Origin of the sequence: Microbacterium abyssi (assembly GCF_015277895.1) — a bacterium.
Taxonomy (GTDB): domain Bacteria; phylum Actinomycetota; class Actinomycetes; order Actinomycetales; family Microbacteriaceae; genus Microbacterium; species Microbacterium abyssi.
Genome location: NZ_CP063815.1, coordinates 551,571 through 567,664, shown reverse-complemented (window position 1 = coordinate 567,664; position 16,094 = coordinate 551,571). Strand labels below are relative to the sequence as shown.

Annotated in this window: 24 protein-coding genes; 14 read left to right on the top strand and 10 right to left on the bottom strand. The window is 66.5% G+C overall.

Features of this window, described 5'->3' with window-relative positions; genetic code table 11:
• Window positions 1–13 precede the first annotated feature (13 nt).
• The 5 genes from IM776_RS02740 to IM776_RS02720 all read left to right on the top strand — a co-directional run bounded on the left by IM776_RS02740 (window position 14) and on the right by IM776_RS02720 (window position 3,523).
• Window positions 14–1,831, top strand: coding sequence for a type IV secretory system conjugative DNA transfer family protein (locus tag IM776_RS02740; protein WP_194421534.1), 1,818 nt, complete (start codon window positions 14–16; stop codon window positions 1,829–1,831).
• On the top strand, window positions 1,828–2,217 hold the full coding sequence (locus IM776_RS02735) for a hypothetical protein (protein WP_194421533.1): 390 nt from the start codon (window positions 1,828–1,830) through the stop codon (window positions 2,215–2,217). The genes IM776_RS02740 and IM776_RS02735 overlap by 4 nt, the downstream gene beginning before the upstream one ends.
• Window positions 2,214–2,693, top strand: coding sequence for a hypothetical protein (locus tag IM776_RS02730; protein ID WP_194421532.1), 480 nt, complete (start codon window positions 2,214–2,216; stop codon window positions 2,691–2,693). Before IM776_RS02735 ends, IM776_RS02730 begins: the two co-directional genes overlap by 4 nt.
• A 38-nt stretch (window positions 2,694–2,731) precedes the next feature.
• Entirely contained in the window at window positions 2,732–3,178 is a 447-nt protein-coding gene (locus tag IM776_RS02725) for a single-stranded DNA-binding protein (protein WP_194421531.1), read from the top strand.
• 84 nt (window positions 3,179–3,262) lie between these two features.
• Complete coding sequence (locus IM776_RS02720; RefSeq protein WP_194421530.1) at window positions 3,263–3,523, top strand: hypothetical protein; 261 nt, start codon at window positions 3,263–3,265, stop codon at window positions 3,521–3,523.
• A gap of 185 nt (window positions 3,524–3,708) precedes the next feature.
• Here the strand turns inward: IM776_RS02720 and IM776_RS02715 are convergent, their stop codons facing one another.
• The 4 genes from IM776_RS02715 to IM776_RS02700 all read right to left on the bottom strand — a co-directional run bounded on the left by IM776_RS02715 (window position 3,709) and on the right by IM776_RS02700 (window position 6,199).
• Window positions 3,709–4,191 carry a helix-turn-helix domain-containing protein gene (locus tag IM776_RS02715; RefSeq protein ID WP_147039228.1) on the bottom strand — a complete coding sequence of 161 codons (483 nt, stop codon included), beginning with the start codon at window positions 4,189–4,191 and terminating at the stop codon, window positions 3,709–3,711.
• Between the two features lie 46 nt (window positions 4,192–4,237).
• Window positions 4,238–4,609, bottom strand: coding sequence for a recombinase family protein (locus tag IM776_RS02710; protein ID WP_267237933.1), 372 nt, complete (start codon window positions 4,607–4,609; stop codon window positions 4,238–4,240).
• Window positions 4,610–4,856: 247 nt separating this feature from the next.
• Complete coding sequence (locus IM776_RS02705; protein WP_228479881.1) at window positions 4,857–5,432, bottom strand: RNA polymerase sigma factor; 576 nt, start codon at window positions 5,430–5,432, stop codon at window positions 4,857–4,859.
• On the bottom strand, window positions 5,429–6,199 hold the full coding sequence (locus IM776_RS02700) for a hypothetical protein (RefSeq protein ID WP_194421528.1): 771 nt from the start codon (window positions 6,197–6,199) through the stop codon (window positions 5,429–5,431). Before IM776_RS02700 ends, IM776_RS02705 begins: the two co-directional genes overlap by 4 nt.
• 358 nt (window positions 6,200–6,557) lie before the next feature.
• Here IM776_RS02700 and IM776_RS15845 point away from each other — a divergent pair, with 358 nt between their 5' ends.
• Window positions 6,558–6,782 (top strand): hypothetical protein, encoded by a 225-nt coding sequence (locus tag IM776_RS15845; RefSeq protein ID WP_228479880.1) that lies wholly within the window; start codon window positions 6,558–6,560, stop codon window positions 6,780–6,782.
• Window positions 6,783–6,905: 123 nt separating this feature from the next.
• Here IM776_RS15845 and IM776_RS02690 read toward each other — a convergent pair whose 3' ends face one another.
• The 6 genes from IM776_RS02690 to IM776_RS15840 form a co-directional block, all read right to left on the bottom strand.
• Window positions 6,906–7,271, bottom strand: coding sequence for a rhodanese-like domain-containing protein (locus IM776_RS02690; RefSeq protein ID WP_194421526.1), 366 nt, complete (start codon window positions 7,269–7,271; stop codon window positions 6,906–6,908).
• 27 nt (window positions 7,272–7,298) lie between these two features.
• Window positions 7,299–7,817 carry a DUF4395 domain-containing protein gene (locus IM776_RS02685; protein ID WP_194421525.1) on the bottom strand — a complete coding sequence of 173 codons (519 nt, stop codon included), beginning with the start codon at window positions 7,815–7,817 and terminating at the stop codon, window positions 7,299–7,301.
• Window positions 7,818–7,836: 19 nt separating this feature from the next.
• Window positions 7,837–8,607 (bottom strand): sulfite exporter TauE/SafE family protein, encoded by a 771-nt coding sequence (locus IM776_RS02680; RefSeq protein ID WP_194421524.1) that lies wholly within the window; start codon window positions 8,605–8,607, stop codon window positions 7,837–7,839.
• Between the two features lie 18 nt (window positions 8,608–8,625).
• Window positions 8,626–10,035, bottom strand: a complete 1,410-nt coding sequence (locus IM776_RS02675; protein ID WP_194421523.1) for an MBL fold metallo-hydrolase — start codon at window positions 10,033–10,035, stop codon at window positions 8,626–8,628.
• 152 nt (window positions 10,036–10,187) lie between these two features.
• Window positions 10,188–10,556, bottom strand: coding sequence for a thioredoxin family protein (locus IM776_RS02670; RefSeq protein ID WP_194421522.1), 369 nt, complete (start codon window positions 10,554–10,556; stop codon window positions 10,188–10,190).
• A 5-nt stretch (window positions 10,557–10,561) separates the two neighbouring features.
• Complete coding sequence (locus IM776_RS15840; RefSeq protein WP_228479879.1) at window positions 10,562–10,747, bottom strand: hypothetical protein; 186 nt, start codon at window positions 10,745–10,747, stop codon at window positions 10,562–10,564.
• A 100-nt stretch (window positions 10,748–10,847) separates the two neighbouring features.
• Between IM776_RS15840 and IM776_RS02665 the strand changes: the two genes are divergently transcribed.
• The 8 genes from IM776_RS02665 to IM776_RS02630 all read left to right on the top strand — a co-directional run bounded on the left by IM776_RS02665 (window position 10,848) and on the right by IM776_RS02630 (window position 16,052).
• Complete coding sequence (locus tag IM776_RS02665) at window positions 10,848–11,141, top strand: metal-sensitive transcriptional regulator (protein ID WP_194421521.1); 294 nt, start codon at window positions 10,848–10,850, stop codon at window positions 11,139–11,141.
• Entirely contained in the window at window positions 11,138–11,686 is a 549-nt protein-coding gene (locus IM776_RS02660; protein WP_194421520.1) for a MarR family transcriptional regulator, read from the top strand. Before IM776_RS02665 ends, IM776_RS02660 begins: the two co-directional genes overlap by 4 nt.
• Before the next feature lie 244 nt (window positions 11,687–11,930).
• Window positions 11,931–12,188, top strand: a complete 258-nt coding sequence (locus IM776_RS02655) for a DUF2188 domain-containing protein (protein WP_228480012.1) — start codon at window positions 11,931–11,933, stop codon at window positions 12,186–12,188.
• Window positions 12,189–12,352: 164 nt separating this feature from the next.
• Window positions 12,353–13,186: an ATP-dependent DNA ligase gene (locus tag IM776_RS02650; RefSeq protein WP_323741041.1), complete on the top strand. Its 834-nt coding sequence runs from the start codon at window positions 12,353–12,355 to the stop codon at window positions 13,184–13,186.
• A gap of 104 nt (window positions 13,187–13,290) precedes the next feature.
• The gene (locus IM776_RS02645; RefSeq protein ID WP_193597886.1) at window positions 13,291–13,719 is read left to right on the top strand and encodes a LexA family protein; all 429 of its coding nucleotides are present in this window, start codon (window positions 13,291–13,293) and stop codon (window positions 13,717–13,719) included.
• Window positions 13,716–14,486 (top strand): tyrosine-type recombinase/integrase, encoded by a 771-nt coding sequence (locus tag IM776_RS02640; RefSeq protein ID WP_323741039.1) that lies wholly within the window; start codon window positions 13,716–13,718, stop codon window positions 14,484–14,486. Before IM776_RS02645 ends, IM776_RS02640 begins: the two co-directional genes overlap by 4 nt.
• Window positions 14,476–14,811 carry a helix-turn-helix domain-containing protein gene (locus IM776_RS02635; RefSeq protein WP_026936353.1) on the top strand — a complete coding sequence of 112 codons (336 nt, stop codon included), beginning with the start codon at window positions 14,476–14,478 and terminating at the stop codon, window positions 14,809–14,811. The genes IM776_RS02640 and IM776_RS02635 overlap by 11 nt, the downstream gene beginning before the upstream one ends.
• Before the next feature lie 671 nt (window positions 14,812–15,482).
• A complete protein-coding gene (locus IM776_RS02630; RefSeq protein WP_228479877.1) occupies window positions 15,483–16,052 on the top strand; it encodes a hypothetical protein in 570 nt (189 codons plus the stop codon).
• Window positions 16,053–16,094 lie beyond the last annotated feature (42 nt).

Genomic DNA, 16,094 nt, shown 5'->3' with positions numbered 1-16,094 from the left:
ACAGGACACCATTATGAACAGCAGCTGGTTCGGCAAGGCACTCGCCGTCCTCGTGGCGGCAACGTTCATCCTGGCGCTTGCCTTCACCTTCATCGCAGAATCCATCACCCAGGTGGTGTGCGGCGTCCGGCCCGAAGCGAACAGCCTGTTCTCCGGCCTCCTCCTCGCCGTCACCGGCGACCCGGCCCAGTACCGGCTCGCCGGGTGCGCTCTGCCTGTGTGGCAGATCCGCGTCGCCGACCTTCTCGCGGTACTGCTGCTCACAGCTCTCGGGGTCTCGGTGTACGTTCTCTACCGCCGGTACCGGGAATCGGACCGGGCGTTCATCGCCGACCTGCGCACCCGGCCCGGATTCGCGCCAGCATCCGAGATCCGCCAGCACCTCTCCGCCCGCGCCGTGCTGCGTCGCGCCCGGCAGCTCCGTCCCGACCTGGAACACCCGAAGCCCACGGATGTGGGGTGGCGGGTCGGACGCTCCCGCGGCCGAGACGTGTACGTGTCCATCGAAGACTCCGTCGCCCTCGAAGGCCCGCCCCGGTCCGGCAAGGGATACCGGGTCCTCATCTCCGCGATCCTCGACTGGTCAGGCCCGCTCATCACCACCTCGACCACGAACGACAACCTCACCGCGACAATGCACATGCGCCAGCACCGCGGCCAGACCCACGTCTTCGACCCCCAAGGACTCTCCGGCATCCGCCACCCACTCCGGGTCAGCCCGCTGGCCGGATGCGAAGATCCCCTCGTGGCGATGCAGCGCGGCAATGCCATCATCACCGGCACCGCGCTGGGCGCCTCGACCACGAACGGAGAATGGGCGCAAGCCTCCGGCGTCGTCCTCGCCCGGCTCCTCCACGCCGCCGCCGTCGGCGACCGCACCATCGAAGACATCTATGACTGGGGATCCAGCCCGGCCCTTGCCCGTACCGCCGTCGACGTGCTCCGCTCCGACGGAGCACCCGGATGGGGCGACAACCTCGAAGCCACCATCAGCGGGGACGAGAAGCTCGTCTCCTCGATCTGGTTCGGCGTCCAAGGCGCCGTCGCCCCGCTCGCCGTCCCACAGATCCGTGCCGCGCTGATGCCCGGCCGCGGCGATCCCGTCTTCGACCCGAAAGAGTTCCTCGACGCCGCGAACACGCTCTACCTAGTCGGGTCTTCCTCCGGCGCGTCCGCGATGGGCGGGTTCCTCGGGGCGCTACTGGATGACATAGTCGAGGTCGCACGCATACGCGCGCTCGCCTCACCCGGGTCGCGGCTCGCGCACCCGCTGGGCTTGATCCTCGACGAGATCGCGAACATGTTCCGCTGGGGCGCCCTCCCCCGCGTCATGGCCGACGGCGGCGGCCGCGGCATCTGCACCTTCGTGGTCCTCCAAGCCCTCTCCCAAGCAGAAACAGCATGGTCCCGCGCAGAAGCCGACACCATCTGGGCCGCAGCCACCGCCAAAGTCCTCCTCGGCGGCGCATCCCACGTCGCCCACCTCCGGGACGTTGAAGCGCTGCTCGGCACGCGCGATGCCCGGCGCACCGAACGGTCCTGGGACAGCGACCAGACCGGTCACCACACCAGCGAACGTCAAGAACGGTTGCCGCTGATGTCGGTCGACGAGATCCGGCGGATGCCGCAAACCCTCGGCCTCCTCGCCTACCGCAACCGCCGGGGTGTGCTCCTCGACCTCACCGGCTGGGACGAACGGCGCGATGCGCGCGAGATCCAGCACGGCAAACGCCACACCGAACAACAACAGCAAGCCGTATTCACCGCGCCCCCGCCACCGCCGCAGGCTGCGGACCCAGTCGAACAGGCAGAGGCGGTGAGCGACGAATGAGCAACAGACGACGCACAGGCCTGAAAAACCTGTACCGAGACGAGTTCCTCCGCTCCCGGGCCTGGTTCGCCAGACGAGAGCGCTGGTTCCGCGACCACACCAACACCGGCCAGGTGCCATGCGCGGCATGCGACATCGCCGGGACGAAGACGCAGCTCGAGTTGCACCATCTCGACTACCGCGGGGTGCGGATCGTCCGGGGTGAGTGGCAGGCGTGGGAGGACGATGATGACCTCATCGCCCTCCACCCGTACTGCCACGACCTGCTCCATCGTCTGATCGATCGCGACATCATTCTTGCCGCCCACCGCACACGCCGGCAGGCAACGATGCACGCCCTGCAAGTACTGCAGGTGAAGCTCCGCCCGGTGAAGGACGCATCATGAGCGAGTTCGACCCGGCAGACGTCGATGCGCTCCTCGCCCAGGAACTCAGCGGCTTCGACCCGCGCTCCCGGTACGGCGGATCCGCCCCGATCGGCGGGCTCGTCACCAACTGGCGCGAGCTCACAGCCGGCGAAGCCGCCGAGCGGTGGAACGTTCTGCGGACGTGGGTCGAGTGGCTCACGGTCCGCTACAACCTCCCCCTCAGCGTCGTCCCCACCTGCTGGTGGAAGCACAGCCACCTCGTCGAAGAACTCTCCGCCCTCCACACCGCACACGTCGCCGCGTTCGACTCCAGCGACGCCGGATTCGGCCCCATCGGCTGGCACGAACGACTCGCCATCGCCACCCCCCGACTCGCGAGGGCATACGGGGGCGGATGCAACAACGGACACAAACCCGCCAAACCCCGCACCTGGACGGACGTCACTGACGAGCAGGAATGGACGGCGTGGACCAGCCAGGCCCACGCACAATGAGGACACCACCAGGTGTCCACGACGAAAGGAAAACGAAGATGACCACCAAGATCCCGGTCACGCTGGAGGGCAACCTCACCGCCGACCCGGAACACGGCACCGGAGAATCAGGCAACGAGTACGCCCGCTTCTCACTCGCCGTCAACGACCGCCGCCTCAACGAGGACACCGGACGATGGGAAGACGCCGGCACAGTCTTTCACCGGGTCGTCGTGTTCAACCAGCAGGCCCGCCACGTGACCGACTCGCTCCACAAGGGCGACGCCGCGATCGTCGTCGGAGACCTCCGCTTCGGCACCTACACCGACAAGGACAGCGGCCAGACACGCGAGACCCGCGACGTCGTCGCCGACAACGTCGGCGCATCCCTGCGGTTCACCGACGCGACCATCAACCGCGCCCCAAAAGCTAACGGCCCCGCAGCAGACGCTTCGGGGCCGGTAGCAGCACCGGCCTCGTACGCCGGAACCGGAGTCACCCGCTGAACAACCAAGCCAAGCGGACGGGAGTCATCGTACTCCCGTCCGCTTACCAATGACATCCCAACGGCCGACCAGTACCCTAAGCCCATGCCAGACGCCGAAGAATGGATCGCCGCATACGGCCCGCGCCCGGTAAGCGATGACCCCAACGACTCGGCCATTCCCGACGCCGTCCTCAACGACCCGACTCTCTCGCTCACGGCCAAGGGACTGTATGCCCTAGTGCTCTCGAAACAAGGTCAGCCACTCAACCCGTTCGAGGACGCGTTCGAGGACTCGAAGGACATCCACGCAGCGGTCGAGGAGCTCGTCGCAGCCGGCCTGGTTGTACGCACAACTCAGCCCTGAAGGAAATCCAGTAGAGGAAGGTGCCCGGATGCCGACCCTCACCGTCCCCAAGAGAGACGGCGGATCCGCGACCGAATGAAACCTGAACGAGCACAGCCAAACCGGACACTGCGCCACTACCCAACAGGGAATCCTGACGGGCTGTGGAGAGTGGTATCGGGGCGCTGCGCAGGAGCCGCGGTGGCCTAGGTGTCGGCGTGCTCTGCACGAGCCACCGCGATACCGTGTCGGCGGTTGAAGACTTCCTCGTAGACCTCGTCCTCGATGAGCCCGCGGCGTACGGCGTCTCCGACCTCCGACCAGGTGCCGTCCGGGTCGACGATCAGCGAGTCATACCCGTCCGTCTGCACGCCCTTCACGTAGGGGAATCGCGTGAGCTCGTCGACGAGCTTCGCCCGGTCAATGAAATCGGCGGCGTAGCGCTGGCAAATCTCGTAGGGGGTCGCGCCGGAGAATCCGTCCAGCGGCATCGTCACCTTCGCCGCGGTGCGGAGCGCGCTGAGCACCGACGGCTGCGCGATCCCGAGCCACTTGGCAATCTCCCGCTGACTGTATCCGTGCTGATCCAGGCGGCGCAGCTCGCGCCGGTAGTCCAGCTCGACCATCTCCTTCCGGCGGCGCGCGAGCACTGCCGCACGCGCCTCGGGCGGAACCTCCGCGATCGTCATGGCGGCCACCTCCGATAGGCCATTCTATCAGGGGTGATAGATACCGTTATCGGTTGAGGGCTCGGCGCACGCTGGTGGCTCCGACTCCCAGCACGCGGGAGATGCTCGCCCAGCTGTACTGCTCGGCCCGCATGCGCTCGGCTGTTCCGATCCGCTCGGGTATGGTGACGCTTGGCCGGCCGCCGACGCGGCCCTGGCTGCGGGCGTAATCCAGGCCGCGGGTTGTGTTGTCTCGGATGGTGTCGACGCGGAGCTGCGCAAACACTGCGACGATGCCGTAGAGGACGCGACCCATCGGTGTCGCGGTGTCGATCGTCGGCTCGGTGAGGCTGACGATGTTCACCTGTCGGGCGTCGAGCTCCTGCAACGTCTCGATCGGGATGTGCTTACTGCCAGCGAGACGGTCGACGCGGCGCACTTTGAGGCTACCCCCGGACGCAGGTACTCGAGACAGGCGAGCCACTACGGGCGCGGTTCTGCTCGCGCTTGGAGACTCAGGCGTAGCCGACTTCGTGTGCCATGCCGAAAACGGTACCGCCGATGTTTCGGCGCGGTTGGGTTTCGGCAGGGGGTTTCGGCGGGTCATTTCTCGGCGTGTCGTGCACTTGGTCGTCGACGTCGGCGGGGCTGCCGATAACGATCGTTTTCGGCAGGAACTCAGCCTGTCATGAGTCGATTGCCCTGTAGGCGAGGCGGAGTTTGCCGAGTGCGCGCGCATACCGGGTGCGGGCCGTCCCCGGATTGACGCCCATCACTCTTCCTGCGGCGGCGATCGACAGCTCCTCCCACACAACGAGCCGGACGAGTTCTTGATCGCGTGTGGGAAGGAGCTTCAAAGCCTCGGCCGCGATGAACGCCTCATCCGGAACGTCCTCGACTGATGTCACCGCGGCCGCGGCCCGCAGGGCCTCGTCCGCCCGGTCTCGACGAGCTCTGCCGCGATGGTGGTTCGAGAGCACCTTGCGAGCAATCCCGTACGCCCACGCCCGACGCTCGTCATCTACCGCCGGGAGTCGTGAGCGATGCTTCCACAGCGCAGCGAGTGTCTCCGACGTGCAGTCTGCGGCATCGTCCGTCGGTGTCACGCGCCGAGCGAAGTACCTCAGAAGCAACGGGACGAGGGGCGCGACTGCTTCCTCGAATGCCCGATCCCCAATCTTGGCGGAGTCGACGGTCTCATCGTTCGCAAACTGATCAGCAGGTGACGTCAGCTCGCTTCCGGCTGCTCTGGCCGCGGTCATCGGCCGTCCCCATAGACCTCGTCGAAAATCTCATCCGTGAGCTCGTGGCGGTCGATTCCGTCCCACCCGGGAGCTCCCTCGTATTCCGCCGCGGCCTGTGCCGCTCCCCGGTCGCCAGCTGCGATCCGCTCTGCAAACGCTCGCATGATGTCTGTTATCCGGCCACCGTCAGTTGCTACGATCGCGGGCCAGTCAGCTGCTTCCGTGATGACACGAGACGCGGTCTCCTGCGCGGCGGTGTCACCGCGGTCATTCGCGGCGATCCACGCGGTCAGCCAATCCTTGTATGACTCCGACTCGTAGGTACGTCGGAGCGACGTGACCGGGGTGAGTGCGTCAGCGGACGAAATGCCGATGACACGTGCGGTCAGGTCCTCGCGGGTGACTCCCGGCGCGAGCGGCATCCACGTGGGATAGACCGATGCGACGACCTTGTCGAGATCGGGCGCACTCAGGTCGATCCACTCATCGCCACAGTCATACTCGGTGACCTCAGCGCTGATGCAGTGATCGCGATGGTCGCCGGGGTTCGGGGATCCGAACCATCCCGTCCGCGCCATGAAACCTGCCGCAGCCGCACCGGCGGGGATCCCCAGCACAAGCGTTGCAGCGATCGCCCCCGTGATCAGCCCCCAGCGTGGCCGCTTACGTTCGCGACGTGCGCGGCGCACCGCCCGAAGCGCATCACCGTCGGAGACGGTCGCCAGCGATGCGGGGTCGGCCGCCCGCAGGGCGCCGATCAACTCGTCGTCGGACATCATCTTCATGAGCGCTCCCATCGTGTCTGAACACTCAGTTCATGTCCGCACCGACCCGAACCGTTTCGTCACACTAGATAACGATCGGGGTGCGTCTCCGCCGGGCCCACTCTCGACCCGCAAGTGACAACTGTTCACGACGAGAACGACGCGGCCCCAGGGCCGAGGCGTACTCGAGCATCTCGCCAGCCGTTCCGAGAAGTCGGCGCATCACGCCGTAATCACCCATGAAGCACGACCTGAGATAGTGGTGCCCATGGCGGGGACAGCGGAGCGCGGTAATCCAGTGAGTCACGTTCACTCGGAGCCTGTCCCACCACGCCCACAGGGAGCGCGGCTTGTGCGAGCGCTAGTTGGCGTCGGTTATGTGGCCATCTACGCGGCCGCTGCGATCGCCGCCGTGATGATCAGTTCGCCGATCTTTTCCGCCACAGGTAGAGGCGACGCGACGGTGGCCATCACGCTCACCTTCCTCCCGATAGTTCTCACCGCAGCCCTCGCTATCGCAACGATGGCCAGGCCGATCACGCAGCTCCTGAGCCCGACGTATCTCGCTGTTGTGTGCGTCATCCCGTGCGGGAGCATAAATTGAGCAGTCCGGGCGGGCCGTGGGGGCGACCCGCCCGGACTGTGCGTCACGAGACGAGCTCAAGCGACGCGGGGCGCGCGCGAGGCGCGCGGGGTACGCGCTCGCGGGGGGACGAGCGCGTACGTTTTAGGGCTGGACGATGGGGAGTCCCGTCGCATTGGCAGCGTCTTCGAGGGAGCCGAGGTTGCGGAGGTCGGTGAAGCCGGCTTGCTTCATCAGATCGATTGCGGCGCCTGCGCGGTTACCCGACCGGCAGTAGATGAGGTAGGCGGCTTCCGGGTCGAGGTCGGGCAGTGCAGCTTGCAGCTCGCCTGCGGTGACATCCAGCAGGAGAGCGCCGTCGAGGTGTCCACTGGCGTGCTCGGCGGGGGTGCGCACGTCGATGATGACCGCACTGGGGTCGACGTCGTTCTGCGGTGGGGATGTGCCGGCGCAGGACGTGAGGGTGATCGCGGCGATGACGGTGAGGGTGGTGAGGGCGAGGCGGCGCATGTGCGTCCTTTCGTGGAGGTGTGGTGGTTATCGGTCGCAGGCGCCGTTGGCGCAGTGGCGGGTGGGTTTCCGGCTGAAGCGTTGGTGCAGTGCGCATCCCGCGCACCATCCAAGAACGGCTTCCAGAAAGAGGAGGGTGAAGCAGATCCCACACAGGCCGAGGGTCACGGCGAACGGGACGATTCCGGCACTCATGGTTAGGCAAGAGAGGGCAGCGAGACCGAGTGCGAGCCACCACGCGAAGGCTTTCTGCGGCGCACCGACCCAGTAAGGCCGGCGGCGGCGCGTCAGCGCCCATCCGAGGGCGAGGGTGAGGGACAGCCGGTTACTGATGAGGATCCGGGTGGTCATGTCGAGAAGGAAGAACATCCCGAATGTCTGTAACGGCCTGATGTTGTCCGAGGCGAGCGTGATGGTGAGTGCGGTGATGCCCGCGGCAAGGAGGATGCCGGCGGCGATACGGATGGCGTGCTCGTTGAGGACGGGCACCTCGTATCCGTCGACGTGTTCCCCTGTGCGGGGCGCGGCGTCGGACGCGTTGGGCATGGAGGGCTTTCTGTGGCGGTCAGGAGGAGAGGGTTTGGACGATGAGGGTGGTGAGCATGGTCAGCCCCACGGCCAGCACGAGGACCGCAAACCCGGTGCGGATGCCGGAGGAGGGGAGGCGGCGCGAGAGCGCTAGACCGATGAATGACCCGGCGAGGGCGAGGGCGGTGAAGGTGACGACGGTGGGCCATTGGATGGCCACGGCACTGATCTGCGTGAGGAAGCCAGCGGAAGAGTTCACGGCGATGACCAGGAGCGATGTCCCTACGGCCGCGGCAATGGGGAGGCCAAGGAAGGTGAGCGCGGGGACGATGAGGAACCCGCCGCCTGCGCCCAGGGCTCCCGTGAGCACGCCCACACCAAGTCCGGTGGCGACCGTTCGAATCGCTCGCGTGATCGGCCGCGTCTGACGAGGTTCGGTGGGCTCTCGTCGGCGCCGCATCATGGCGATCGCGGTGACGATCATGATCGCCGCGAACAGGCCGGTGAGCACAGGTTCCGGAAAGAACCGGCCGACCATCCCGCCCGCCACTCCCCCGAGCAGACCGGTCGCCGCGAAGACCGCAGCGACCCTCCACAGCACCTCGCGTCTACGGACGCGGAATGCGGTGGAAACCACGCTGGTGACGGCAACAACGAAGAGGGAGGAGACGATCGCCTCTCTCGTTCCGATGCCGAGGACGAGGGTGAAGATGGGGACGGTAAGGATGGAGCCCCCGCCACCGAGGAGCCCGAGTGCGACACCGACCAGGACCGCGAGGATCATGGCGATGACGATGAACGTATCCACTCGAGCTCCCGAGCTTGGTCAGGCCGGGGCGGTCTGAGGTGCGGTGGCTGCGACCCAGGCGTTGTAGCTGCCTTCGATTTCGATGACGTCGTGCCCGGCGCGGCGGAGGGCGCTGGCGACGACGCTGTTGCGGACGCCGCTCTGGCAGTAGGTCAGAATCTTCCCGGCCGGCAGTTCGTCGGCGTGCCAGAGTGCTCGGCCTCCGGAGAGCTGCACGGCGTCGGGGATGTGTCCGGCGTTGTACTCGGTGCGGTTGCGGACGTCGAGGAGAAGCGCCGCGTCGACCTGGTCAAGGTCGGTCGGGGCGATCATCTTGGGCTGCACCGTGGGCAGGCCTTCGAGGGTGGTGATGAACCCGTCGACCTGGTCGATGCCGACACGCAGCAAGTGGTCCCGGAACTGGGCTGCGGTGTTCGCTGAGTCGATGAGCAGCACAAGCGGGCGGGTTTCGGCCTCGGGGTTGTAGACCCACGCGCCGTAACTGGCTGCCTTCGCGACCCCGGGGACGTTCAGCGCGCCCGGCACGGTGCCCTCGTGGACAAGGGAGTGGTGGCGCGTGTCGACCACGATCACCCGGTCCGCCTCGATGCCGGCGCGAAGCTCGGGCGCGGAGTACTCGGTGAGCGGGGCGAGCTGGCCGCGCAGGGCCGGGCCGACACGATTCTGCCGCTTCATGCGCGCGAAGTACGCGTGCGCGTCAGGTTGATCGTTCAGCAGCGCGTCGATGAAGCCCTGCTCGTCGCCGGCCTCGAGGTAGGGCGCCCACCACGCGAAGCGGCGTTCGTAGCCGACCGTCGAGCTGGGGACCGCGCCGAGGGCTTTGCCGCACGCAGACCCTGAGCCGTGAGCCGGGAGAACCTGCACATAGTCGGGCAGGGTGAGGAACTGGTCGCGGAGGCTGGCGAACAGGTCGCGCGCACCGTCGAACCGGCTATCGACACCGCTGGCGGCCTCATCGAGCAGGTCAGGACGTCCGACGTCACCGACGAATACGAAGTCTCCCGTGAGGACGTAGCCCGGCTCCGAGGAGGCGGCGCCGTCGGTGATGAGGAAGGACAGGTGCTCGGGGGTGTGCCCGGGAGTGTGGACCGCCTCGATGGTGATGTTCCCGATAGCGATGCGGTGGCCGTGCATCATCCGGGTGGCGTCCTGGAACCCGGAGCCGTACTGCCAGTCAGGGCCACCTTCGCCGGAGACGTACATCGTCGCTCCGGTGCGGGCCGCGAGCTCGCGGGTGCCGGAGAGGTAGTCCGCGTGGATATGGGTTTCGGTGACCGCAGTGATGGTCATGCCGTTCTTCGCGGCGAGGTCGAGGTAGACCTGCACATCACGGCGCGGGTCGACGACGATCGCTTCACCGGTGCGCTGGCATCCGATGACGTAGCTGGCGTGGGCGAGGTCGTCGTCATAGAGACGTTCGAGGAGCATGGGTCTGCTTTCGGTCGCTGTCAGTGAGCGCAGCTGCAGCGCTCGTCGTTGGGGATGCCCGCGAGGGCTTGTTCGATGTGCTGTCCGCAGCCGGCCCAGGTGGGCTTACCGCAGGTTGAGCAGGTGATCTGTGCGCACATAGGGGGTCCTTTTCAGGCGGCGGTGGGGGATTCGGCGATTTGCCGGCGCACGTCATCCATGTCGAGCTCGCGGGCCTTGCTGATCAGGAGCTCGAGCTGAGGTTCGGGGAGAGCGCCGGGCTGCTTGTAAACCAAGACGCCGTCACGGATGACCATGAGCGTGGGAATGGAGGTGATGCGGTTCGCCGTGGCGAGCCCGACCTCCGCTTCGGTGTCGACCTTCGCAAAGACGACGTCGGGGTGGCGCTCTGACGCGGCCTCGAACACGGGGGCGAACGCCCGGCAGGGCCCGCACCAAGCCGCCCAGAAGTCGACGAGGACGATGCCTTCGCTCGCAACCGTGCCGCCGAAGGTCTCGCCGGTCAGATCGATCGTGGCCATGCCCGTCACTTCCCGAACAGGCGGGAGAAGAACCCACCACGCTGCGACTGCGCGGCCTGGACCTCGCCGCGGGTGTGGTTGCCGTTACACCAGTCCGATGCGGGCACGCTCTTGCGGACGGCTGCGACATGCTGTCCGCATCCCGCCCACGTGGTCTTCCCGCAGGTCCGGCACTTTGTTGCTCTGCACATGTGATCCTCAATCTGTAATACCCCTGGGGGTATCAGTCCGGGGTGGACTCAGCATACCCCAGGGGGTATCGTGATTGTCAACTCCACGGAAGGAACGAGAATGAGCGCAACCGAGATCACCACTGAGCCGTTTGCCCACGACGCCGAGGCCAAGCGGAAGGTGGTCAACCGTCTCAAGCGCGCTCAGGGCCAGCTCGCAGCGGTCATCACTGCCGTGGAAAGCGACGCGCACTGCCGTGACGTTGTGCAGCAGCTCGCCGCCGTCTCCAAAGCCCTCGACCGGGCGGGCTTCCTCGTCATCTCGACGGCACTTCGCGACTGCATGACTGATCCCGATGCCGACGGCGTCAGCACCCCGGACGAGCTCGAAAAGCTCTTCCTATCCCTGGCATGACCGACGTCAGACCCCTCGACCCCGAGGCCACGCAACCACTCCCCGCCGCGGCGCCGACCCCCGCGCTACCGCGCACCTACTGGCAAGACGAGATCTCCGAGCCGAAAGCCCTCGCCCGCCAGACCCTCGAAGCGTTGCGCACCTACCGGGCCGCAGAGGTCGCCATGCGCCGCCGCACGCGAGAAGCGATGTCGATGGCCGAAGACGAGATGCTCGCTCTACGCTTCCTCCTCCGCCGCGCGGATCGAACCGCACGACCCGCCGAGCTCGCCCACTACCTCGGCATCACGACCGCCGACACGAACGCACTCGCGGACAAGCTTCAGCGCGACGGACGCGTCGAACGCGTCGCCGGCTTCGCGATCAACCGCAGCGCATCGATCCGCGCCACCGAGACGGCCGATGCCGAGGTCCGCGACACGCTGAACGGCATGCACCTCCGCATGTACGCCGCCGCGATGAAACTCACCCCAAGCCAACACCGGCACATCACCGGCTTCCTCGCCGCGATGACAGATGCGATCGACTCCGTAGACCCTCGGTAGAAATTCGCGCTCGCGAGCAGCCGGAAAACACGCCGAAAACGTCTGCCGCAAGACGGTTTTGATCCACGTTTCCGGCGGACGTTTTGACGCACTCCGCGCGACGCGGTCAAAAACGATCGTTTACGGCAGATTGATCGGACGGGCAGACTGGCCAAGTGATCCTGCCCTTTGCCGAGTAGTCCCCGATAACGGCGCGCGCACCCACTCGGCAAGGGGCTGTTGGCGCAGGTGCACAGTTGTGAAGATGGGATCTCAATTACCGATCGGAGGCAACATGCCAACTGGAGACGTTGAGACCTTCCACCAGGACGGCGCGTGGCACAACCGCGTGACCGGCGCTGCATCGAACGAAGGTGGCGCGCATCGCACGAAGGAAGAGGCGATCGACGCCGGTCGCGACCTCGCTCGAAGCCGCAAGGTTGAGCACATCATCAAGAACGAGAGCGGGCAGATTGCCGAGCGCAACAGCTACGGCAATGATCCTCGCGACGTGAAGGGCTGATATGCCCCAGGGCCGGCCGAGCTGCGGCCGCCCCTGGGGGTGGCGTTAGCTCGGCCGGCCATGTCACTACCTGCGGCCGACTCACTTCCCGGCGGCGCCCGGTATGAACCGAAGTGGGACGGGTTCCGCATGCTGCTCGTCGTCGATGACGACGCGGTAACCCTGTGGTCGAGGCAAGGGAAAACCTCACCCGCGGTTTCCCGGAACTGGTAGCTGCGGCGGCGCAGCTACCAGCCGGTGTCGTCCTGGACGGCGAGGCCGTCGTGTGGATCGACGGCCGTCTCGATTTCGATGCGCTGCTGCGCCGCACAAGCGCTGGGGCGGCGAGAGCGGCCACGCTGGCTCGGCTGGAACCGGCGTCGTATGTCGCTTTCGACGTCCTCGCGATCGCGGATCGCGAGGCCCGGGATCTGGCGTTGGATGATCGGCGGATGCTGCTTGAAGAGTTAGCGACGGGCTGGTCGCCGCCGCTGAACCTCTCCCCCGTGACGGCGGATGCCGTCGAGGCCGCCCAGTGGTTCGAGGCGCTGACACCTTCCGGCGTTGAAGGGCTCGTCGTGAAGGGCGCAGCGCAGCCCTATAGGGGTGGCGATCGCGTGTGGGTGAAGGTGAAGCATCGTGACACTCTGGACGTGATCTGCGGCGCGGTCATCGGATCACGCGGCCGCCCTCGAGAACTGGTCCTCGGCCTGCCTATCGATGGGGAGCTGCGGATCGTCGGCCGCTCTACATCGCTTTCGGCTGCGGCATCAGGGACGCTCGGCAAGCTGCTGGAGGCTCCGACGGGTACGCACCCGTGGCCGGCGTCCGTGAAGCCTGTCGCGGTCGACCGGTTCAGTCGGGCCCGCGGGGAATCGGTGCAGCTCACGCTTGTACAGCCGCTCGTGGTCGAGATATCCGCCGACACCGCCATCACCGGCAGCTCGTTTCGTCACGCCGTCCGATACCTGCGCGCGCGGCCCGAAGTGCCGGTCGCTGAGGTCACGAATGTGAGGTAGCGACGCGCCCGACTCCCTGCCCACTCATCAGGTAAATCTTCGAAGCTAGAACAGAATGCGCATACTGGAGTATCGGTTGTATGTTCATTGCTTGGGAGGCGGGGATGCTGGCGACTCTGCCACGTCTGATCGATGCGGACACGGTGGCGACCATCATGGCCGCGCCGGTCGCGGTCGCGTGTGGGTTCCCCTCTCCCGCGCAGGACTACTACGACGGCCCGATAGACCTCACGAACATGCTCGTCGACGATCAGGCGGCGACGTTCATCGTCCGCGCGTCCGGGCATTCCATGACCGGTGCCGGCATCAGCGATGGGGATGAGCTGCTGGTCGACCGGTCAAAGCTCCCGCAGCACGGCGACGTTATCGTGGCCGTCCTTGACGGGGAGCTGACCGTCAAGCGCTTGGAGCTCACGCCGGCCGGCGTGGTCCTGCGGGCGGAAAACGCGCAGCACCCGGACATCGTTGTGCCCGAGCTGAGCGACCTCCAGGTGTGGGGTGTCGCGACGTACTGCATCCACCATCTGCGGTGATCTGCGACCGGGAGTTCGGTGAGGTCCCGTCCCAGGTGTGTCTGCCGTGGAACACGGTCGCGCACCGGTTTGAGTTCGAGGGGGACGGGAAACGCCGCCCGTTCACGTACGACGAGATCGAGCGCCTGTTCGACACCGCCGACGCTCGCGTCGAGCTGCTCGTGGCGTCGGGCCGGAAGGGCGCTCTCGGGGCGTTGCGTGACGCACAACTGCTGAAGACGGTCTACGCGTTCGGGTTGCGCCGCACGGAGGCGGTGATGCTCGACACCGTCGACCTGCACCACAACGCAAAGATGCGCCAGTGGGGGCGTTACGGCGCGATACACGTGCGGTGGGCGAAGGCTGCAGGAGGTGGTGCGCCGCGGCGGCGGACGGTGCTGCTGGTGCCGGAGTTCGACTGGTGGGTGCCGGGCATGCAGCAATGGCTCGAGCAGGCCCGGGAACGCTTCGCGCCCGGAGTTGACCTTGACGCGCTCTGGGTGACCGAGCGTCGCACGCGTCTGTCCGCCGGGTATCTCGACCGGAGGTTCGCGGAGCTGCGGGACGAGGCTGGCCTGTCGAAGGATCTGACGCTGCACAGCCTCCGGCATTCCTACGTCACGCATTTGCTGGAGTTCGGCTATGCCGATCGATTCGTCCAGGAGCAGGTCGGGCACATGCACGCCTCGACGACCTCGATCTACGCCTCCGTCAGTTCGGACTACAAGAACCGGGTGCTCGCGGAAGCACTGAAGGCCCTCATCGAAGGAGAAGCTGATGACCGTTGAGCTCGACACCGGATGGAATCTCCGCAGAGTGATGGCTTCGCGCGGGATCTTCCAGACCTCCAAGCTGAAGCCACTGCTCGAGGAACGCGGGATCGACCTGTCCAGGGAGCAGGTGTATCGGCTGGTGACGCAACCGCCTCAGCGGGTGCGTCTCGACGTGTTGGCGGCGTTGTGCGATGCGCTGGAGTGCTCACTCGACGATCTCGTGACAATCGCTCGCCGAGAGGCATCGACCCCGGTGGCCGTGGGCGAGGAAGCGACGCGCGGGTCGATCGGTGATCTCCGTCCTGTCCGCGCAACCATCCGCCGTCCGCGTACGAAGTAGCCACGGTGGCCAAGCCTCCGCAGCAGCCGAGAGTCACGGAAGTTATCGACCTCGTGCGTCCCCTCGTTCCCGAGATCTTGCCCGAGCGTCTCGCTGAGATCGTGCATTCGGTTGCGCCAGTGCCCCTCACGCAGCGGCTTCTTGAGCTCGCGCTGATCAAGCAGCCTGGGGTCCTCGAGGGGCGGCATGCGAATGTGCCTGTGACCGTCCAGGATCTGGCCCGCGCGCTGGTAGAAGAAGGAGCAGACCGGGTAGTGCTGCCGACGTGCGAGTCCTGCGGCCGCTCGGTGAGAATGCCCCACAAGACGCCGAGCGGTGGTCGGCACTGCTCTCGTTGCGAGCGGAACGCCAGGTCCGTCTCCTGCGCTTCCTGTGGCCGGGTCCGACCCGTGCAGCGCACGATCGACGGACAGCGCTTCTGCCGCGAATGCTGGCGAGCCGACCCTCGATCGTTCGGTGACTGCTCGCGGTGCAGGCAGCACGCGACCATCATCGTCCGCCGCCCGGAACTCGTCTGCCTGGCCTGTTATACCGCACCGATCAAGACCTGCGGTCTCTGCGGAGAACCTGGCCGGGTCGCCTCCCACCTTGACGGGCGACGGGTATGCGCACGCTGCTATTACGCGATGCGTAGACCGCAGCCCTGTCCCGAGTGCGGGCGCAGGGTGTTCTTGACCGGTTTCATGAACGGTCAGAAGGTCTGCGCCGACTGCGCGGGCGCTCCGGTGACGATGGCCTGCCCTGGGTGTGGCTCGATCGAGGAGATCCGCAAGCATCATCTCTGCGTCGAGTGCCGCCGGCCCGTCGCGATCCAGCAGTTGCTCGCCGACGACGCGGGAGAGATCCGCGCGGACCTCCACCCCCTTGCGGACTATCTGCTCACGCACCACAGCAAAGCCGCATCGCTCGAACGCTGGATGCACAAGAGCAAGTGCGCGATGGTGCTCCGCGAGATCGCGGACGGAACCCTGCCACTCACCGCCGAGGCGATCATCACCCGAGCCCGGTCGGGACAGTCGGTAGCGTTCCTCCTCTCGCTTCTGGTCCGCTCAGGAGTGCTTCCGGAGATCGATGTCGAAGGCACGCGCTTCGACCACTGGCTCGATGGATGGTTGGCGGGCATCGAACATGCCGAGGACCGGCTGGTCCTGCGCCGGTACTGCACCTGGGAGCTCCTCCGGTCCACCCGGGCTTTCCGAGCGGTACCCCGCAGTACATCGAGTCCGGTGACGTCCCGCTGAATGGTGGAGTTTCTCGACACCGTGCGGGATCAGCTTCTGTGA

What these genes read in the sequence shown, in the direction of transcription:
- IM776_RS02740 (WP_194421534.1), top strand. Translation starts at nt 14, where the DNA reads ATGAACAGCAGCTGGTTCGGCAAGGCACTCGCCGTCCTCGTGGCGGCA.
- IM776_RS02735 (WP_194421533.1), top strand. Translation starts at nt 1,828, where the DNA reads ATGAGCAACAGACGACGCACAGGCCTGAAAAACCTGTACCGAGACGAG.
- IM776_RS02730 (WP_194421532.1), top strand. Translation starts at nt 2,214, where the DNA reads ATGAGCGAGTTCGACCCGGCAGACGTCGATGCGCTCCTCGCCCAGGAA.
- IM776_RS02725 (WP_194421531.1), top strand. Translation starts at nt 2,732, where the DNA reads ATGACCACCAAGATCCCGGTCACGCTGGAGGGCAACCTCACCGCCGAC.
- IM776_RS02720 (WP_194421530.1), top strand. Translation starts at nt 3,263, where the DNA reads ATGCCAGACGCCGAAGAATGGATCGCCGCATACGGCCCGCGCCCGGTA.
- IM776_RS02715 (WP_147039228.1), bottom strand. Translation starts at nt 4,191, where the DNA reads ATGACGATCGCGGAGGTTCCGCCCGAGGCGCGTGCGGCAGTGCTCGCG.
- IM776_RS02705 (WP_228479881.1), bottom strand. Translation starts at nt 5,432, where the DNA reads ATGACCGCGGCCAGAGCAGCCGGAAGCGAGCTGACGTCACCTGCTGAT.
- IM776_RS02700 (WP_194421528.1), bottom strand. Translation starts at nt 6,199, where the DNA reads ATGAAGATGATGTCCGACGACGAGTTGATCGGCGCCCTGCGGGCGGCC.
- IM776_RS02690 (WP_194421526.1), bottom strand. Translation starts at nt 7,271, where the DNA reads ATGCGCCGCCTCGCCCTCACCACCCTCACCGTCATCGCCGCGATCACC.
- IM776_RS02685 (WP_194421525.1), bottom strand. Translation starts at nt 7,817, where the DNA reads ATGCCCAACGCGTCCGACGCCGCGCCCCGCACAGGGGAACACGTCGAC.
- IM776_RS02675 (WP_194421523.1), bottom strand. Translation starts at nt 10,035, where the DNA reads ATGCTCCTCGAACGTCTCTATGACGACGACCTCGCCCACGCCAGCTAC.
- IM776_RS02670 (WP_194421522.1), bottom strand. Translation starts at nt 10,556, where the DNA reads ATGGCCACGATCGATCTGACCGGCGAGACCTTCGGCGGCACGGTTGCG.
- IM776_RS15840 (WP_228479879.1), bottom strand. Translation starts at nt 10,747, where the DNA reads ATGTGCAGAGCAACAAAGTGCCGGACCTGCGGGAAGACCACGTGGGCG.
- IM776_RS02665 (WP_194421521.1), top strand. Translation starts at nt 10,848, where the DNA reads ATGAGCGCAACCGAGATCACCACTGAGCCGTTTGCCCACGACGCCGAG.
- IM776_RS02660 (WP_194421520.1), top strand. Translation starts at nt 11,138, where the DNA reads ATGACCGACGTCAGACCCCTCGACCCCGAGGCCACGCAACCACTCCCC.
- IM776_RS02655 (WP_228480012.1), top strand. Translation starts at nt 11,931, where the DNA reads ATGGGATCTCAATTACCGATCGGAGGCAACATGCCAACTGGAGACGTT.
- IM776_RS02645 (WP_193597886.1), top strand. Translation starts at nt 13,291, where the DNA reads ATGCTGGCGACTCTGCCACGTCTGATCGATGCGGACACGGTGGCGACC.
- IM776_RS02635 (WP_026936353.1), top strand. Translation starts at nt 14,476, where the DNA reads ATGACCGTTGAGCTCGACACCGGATGGAATCTCCGCAGAGTGATGGCT.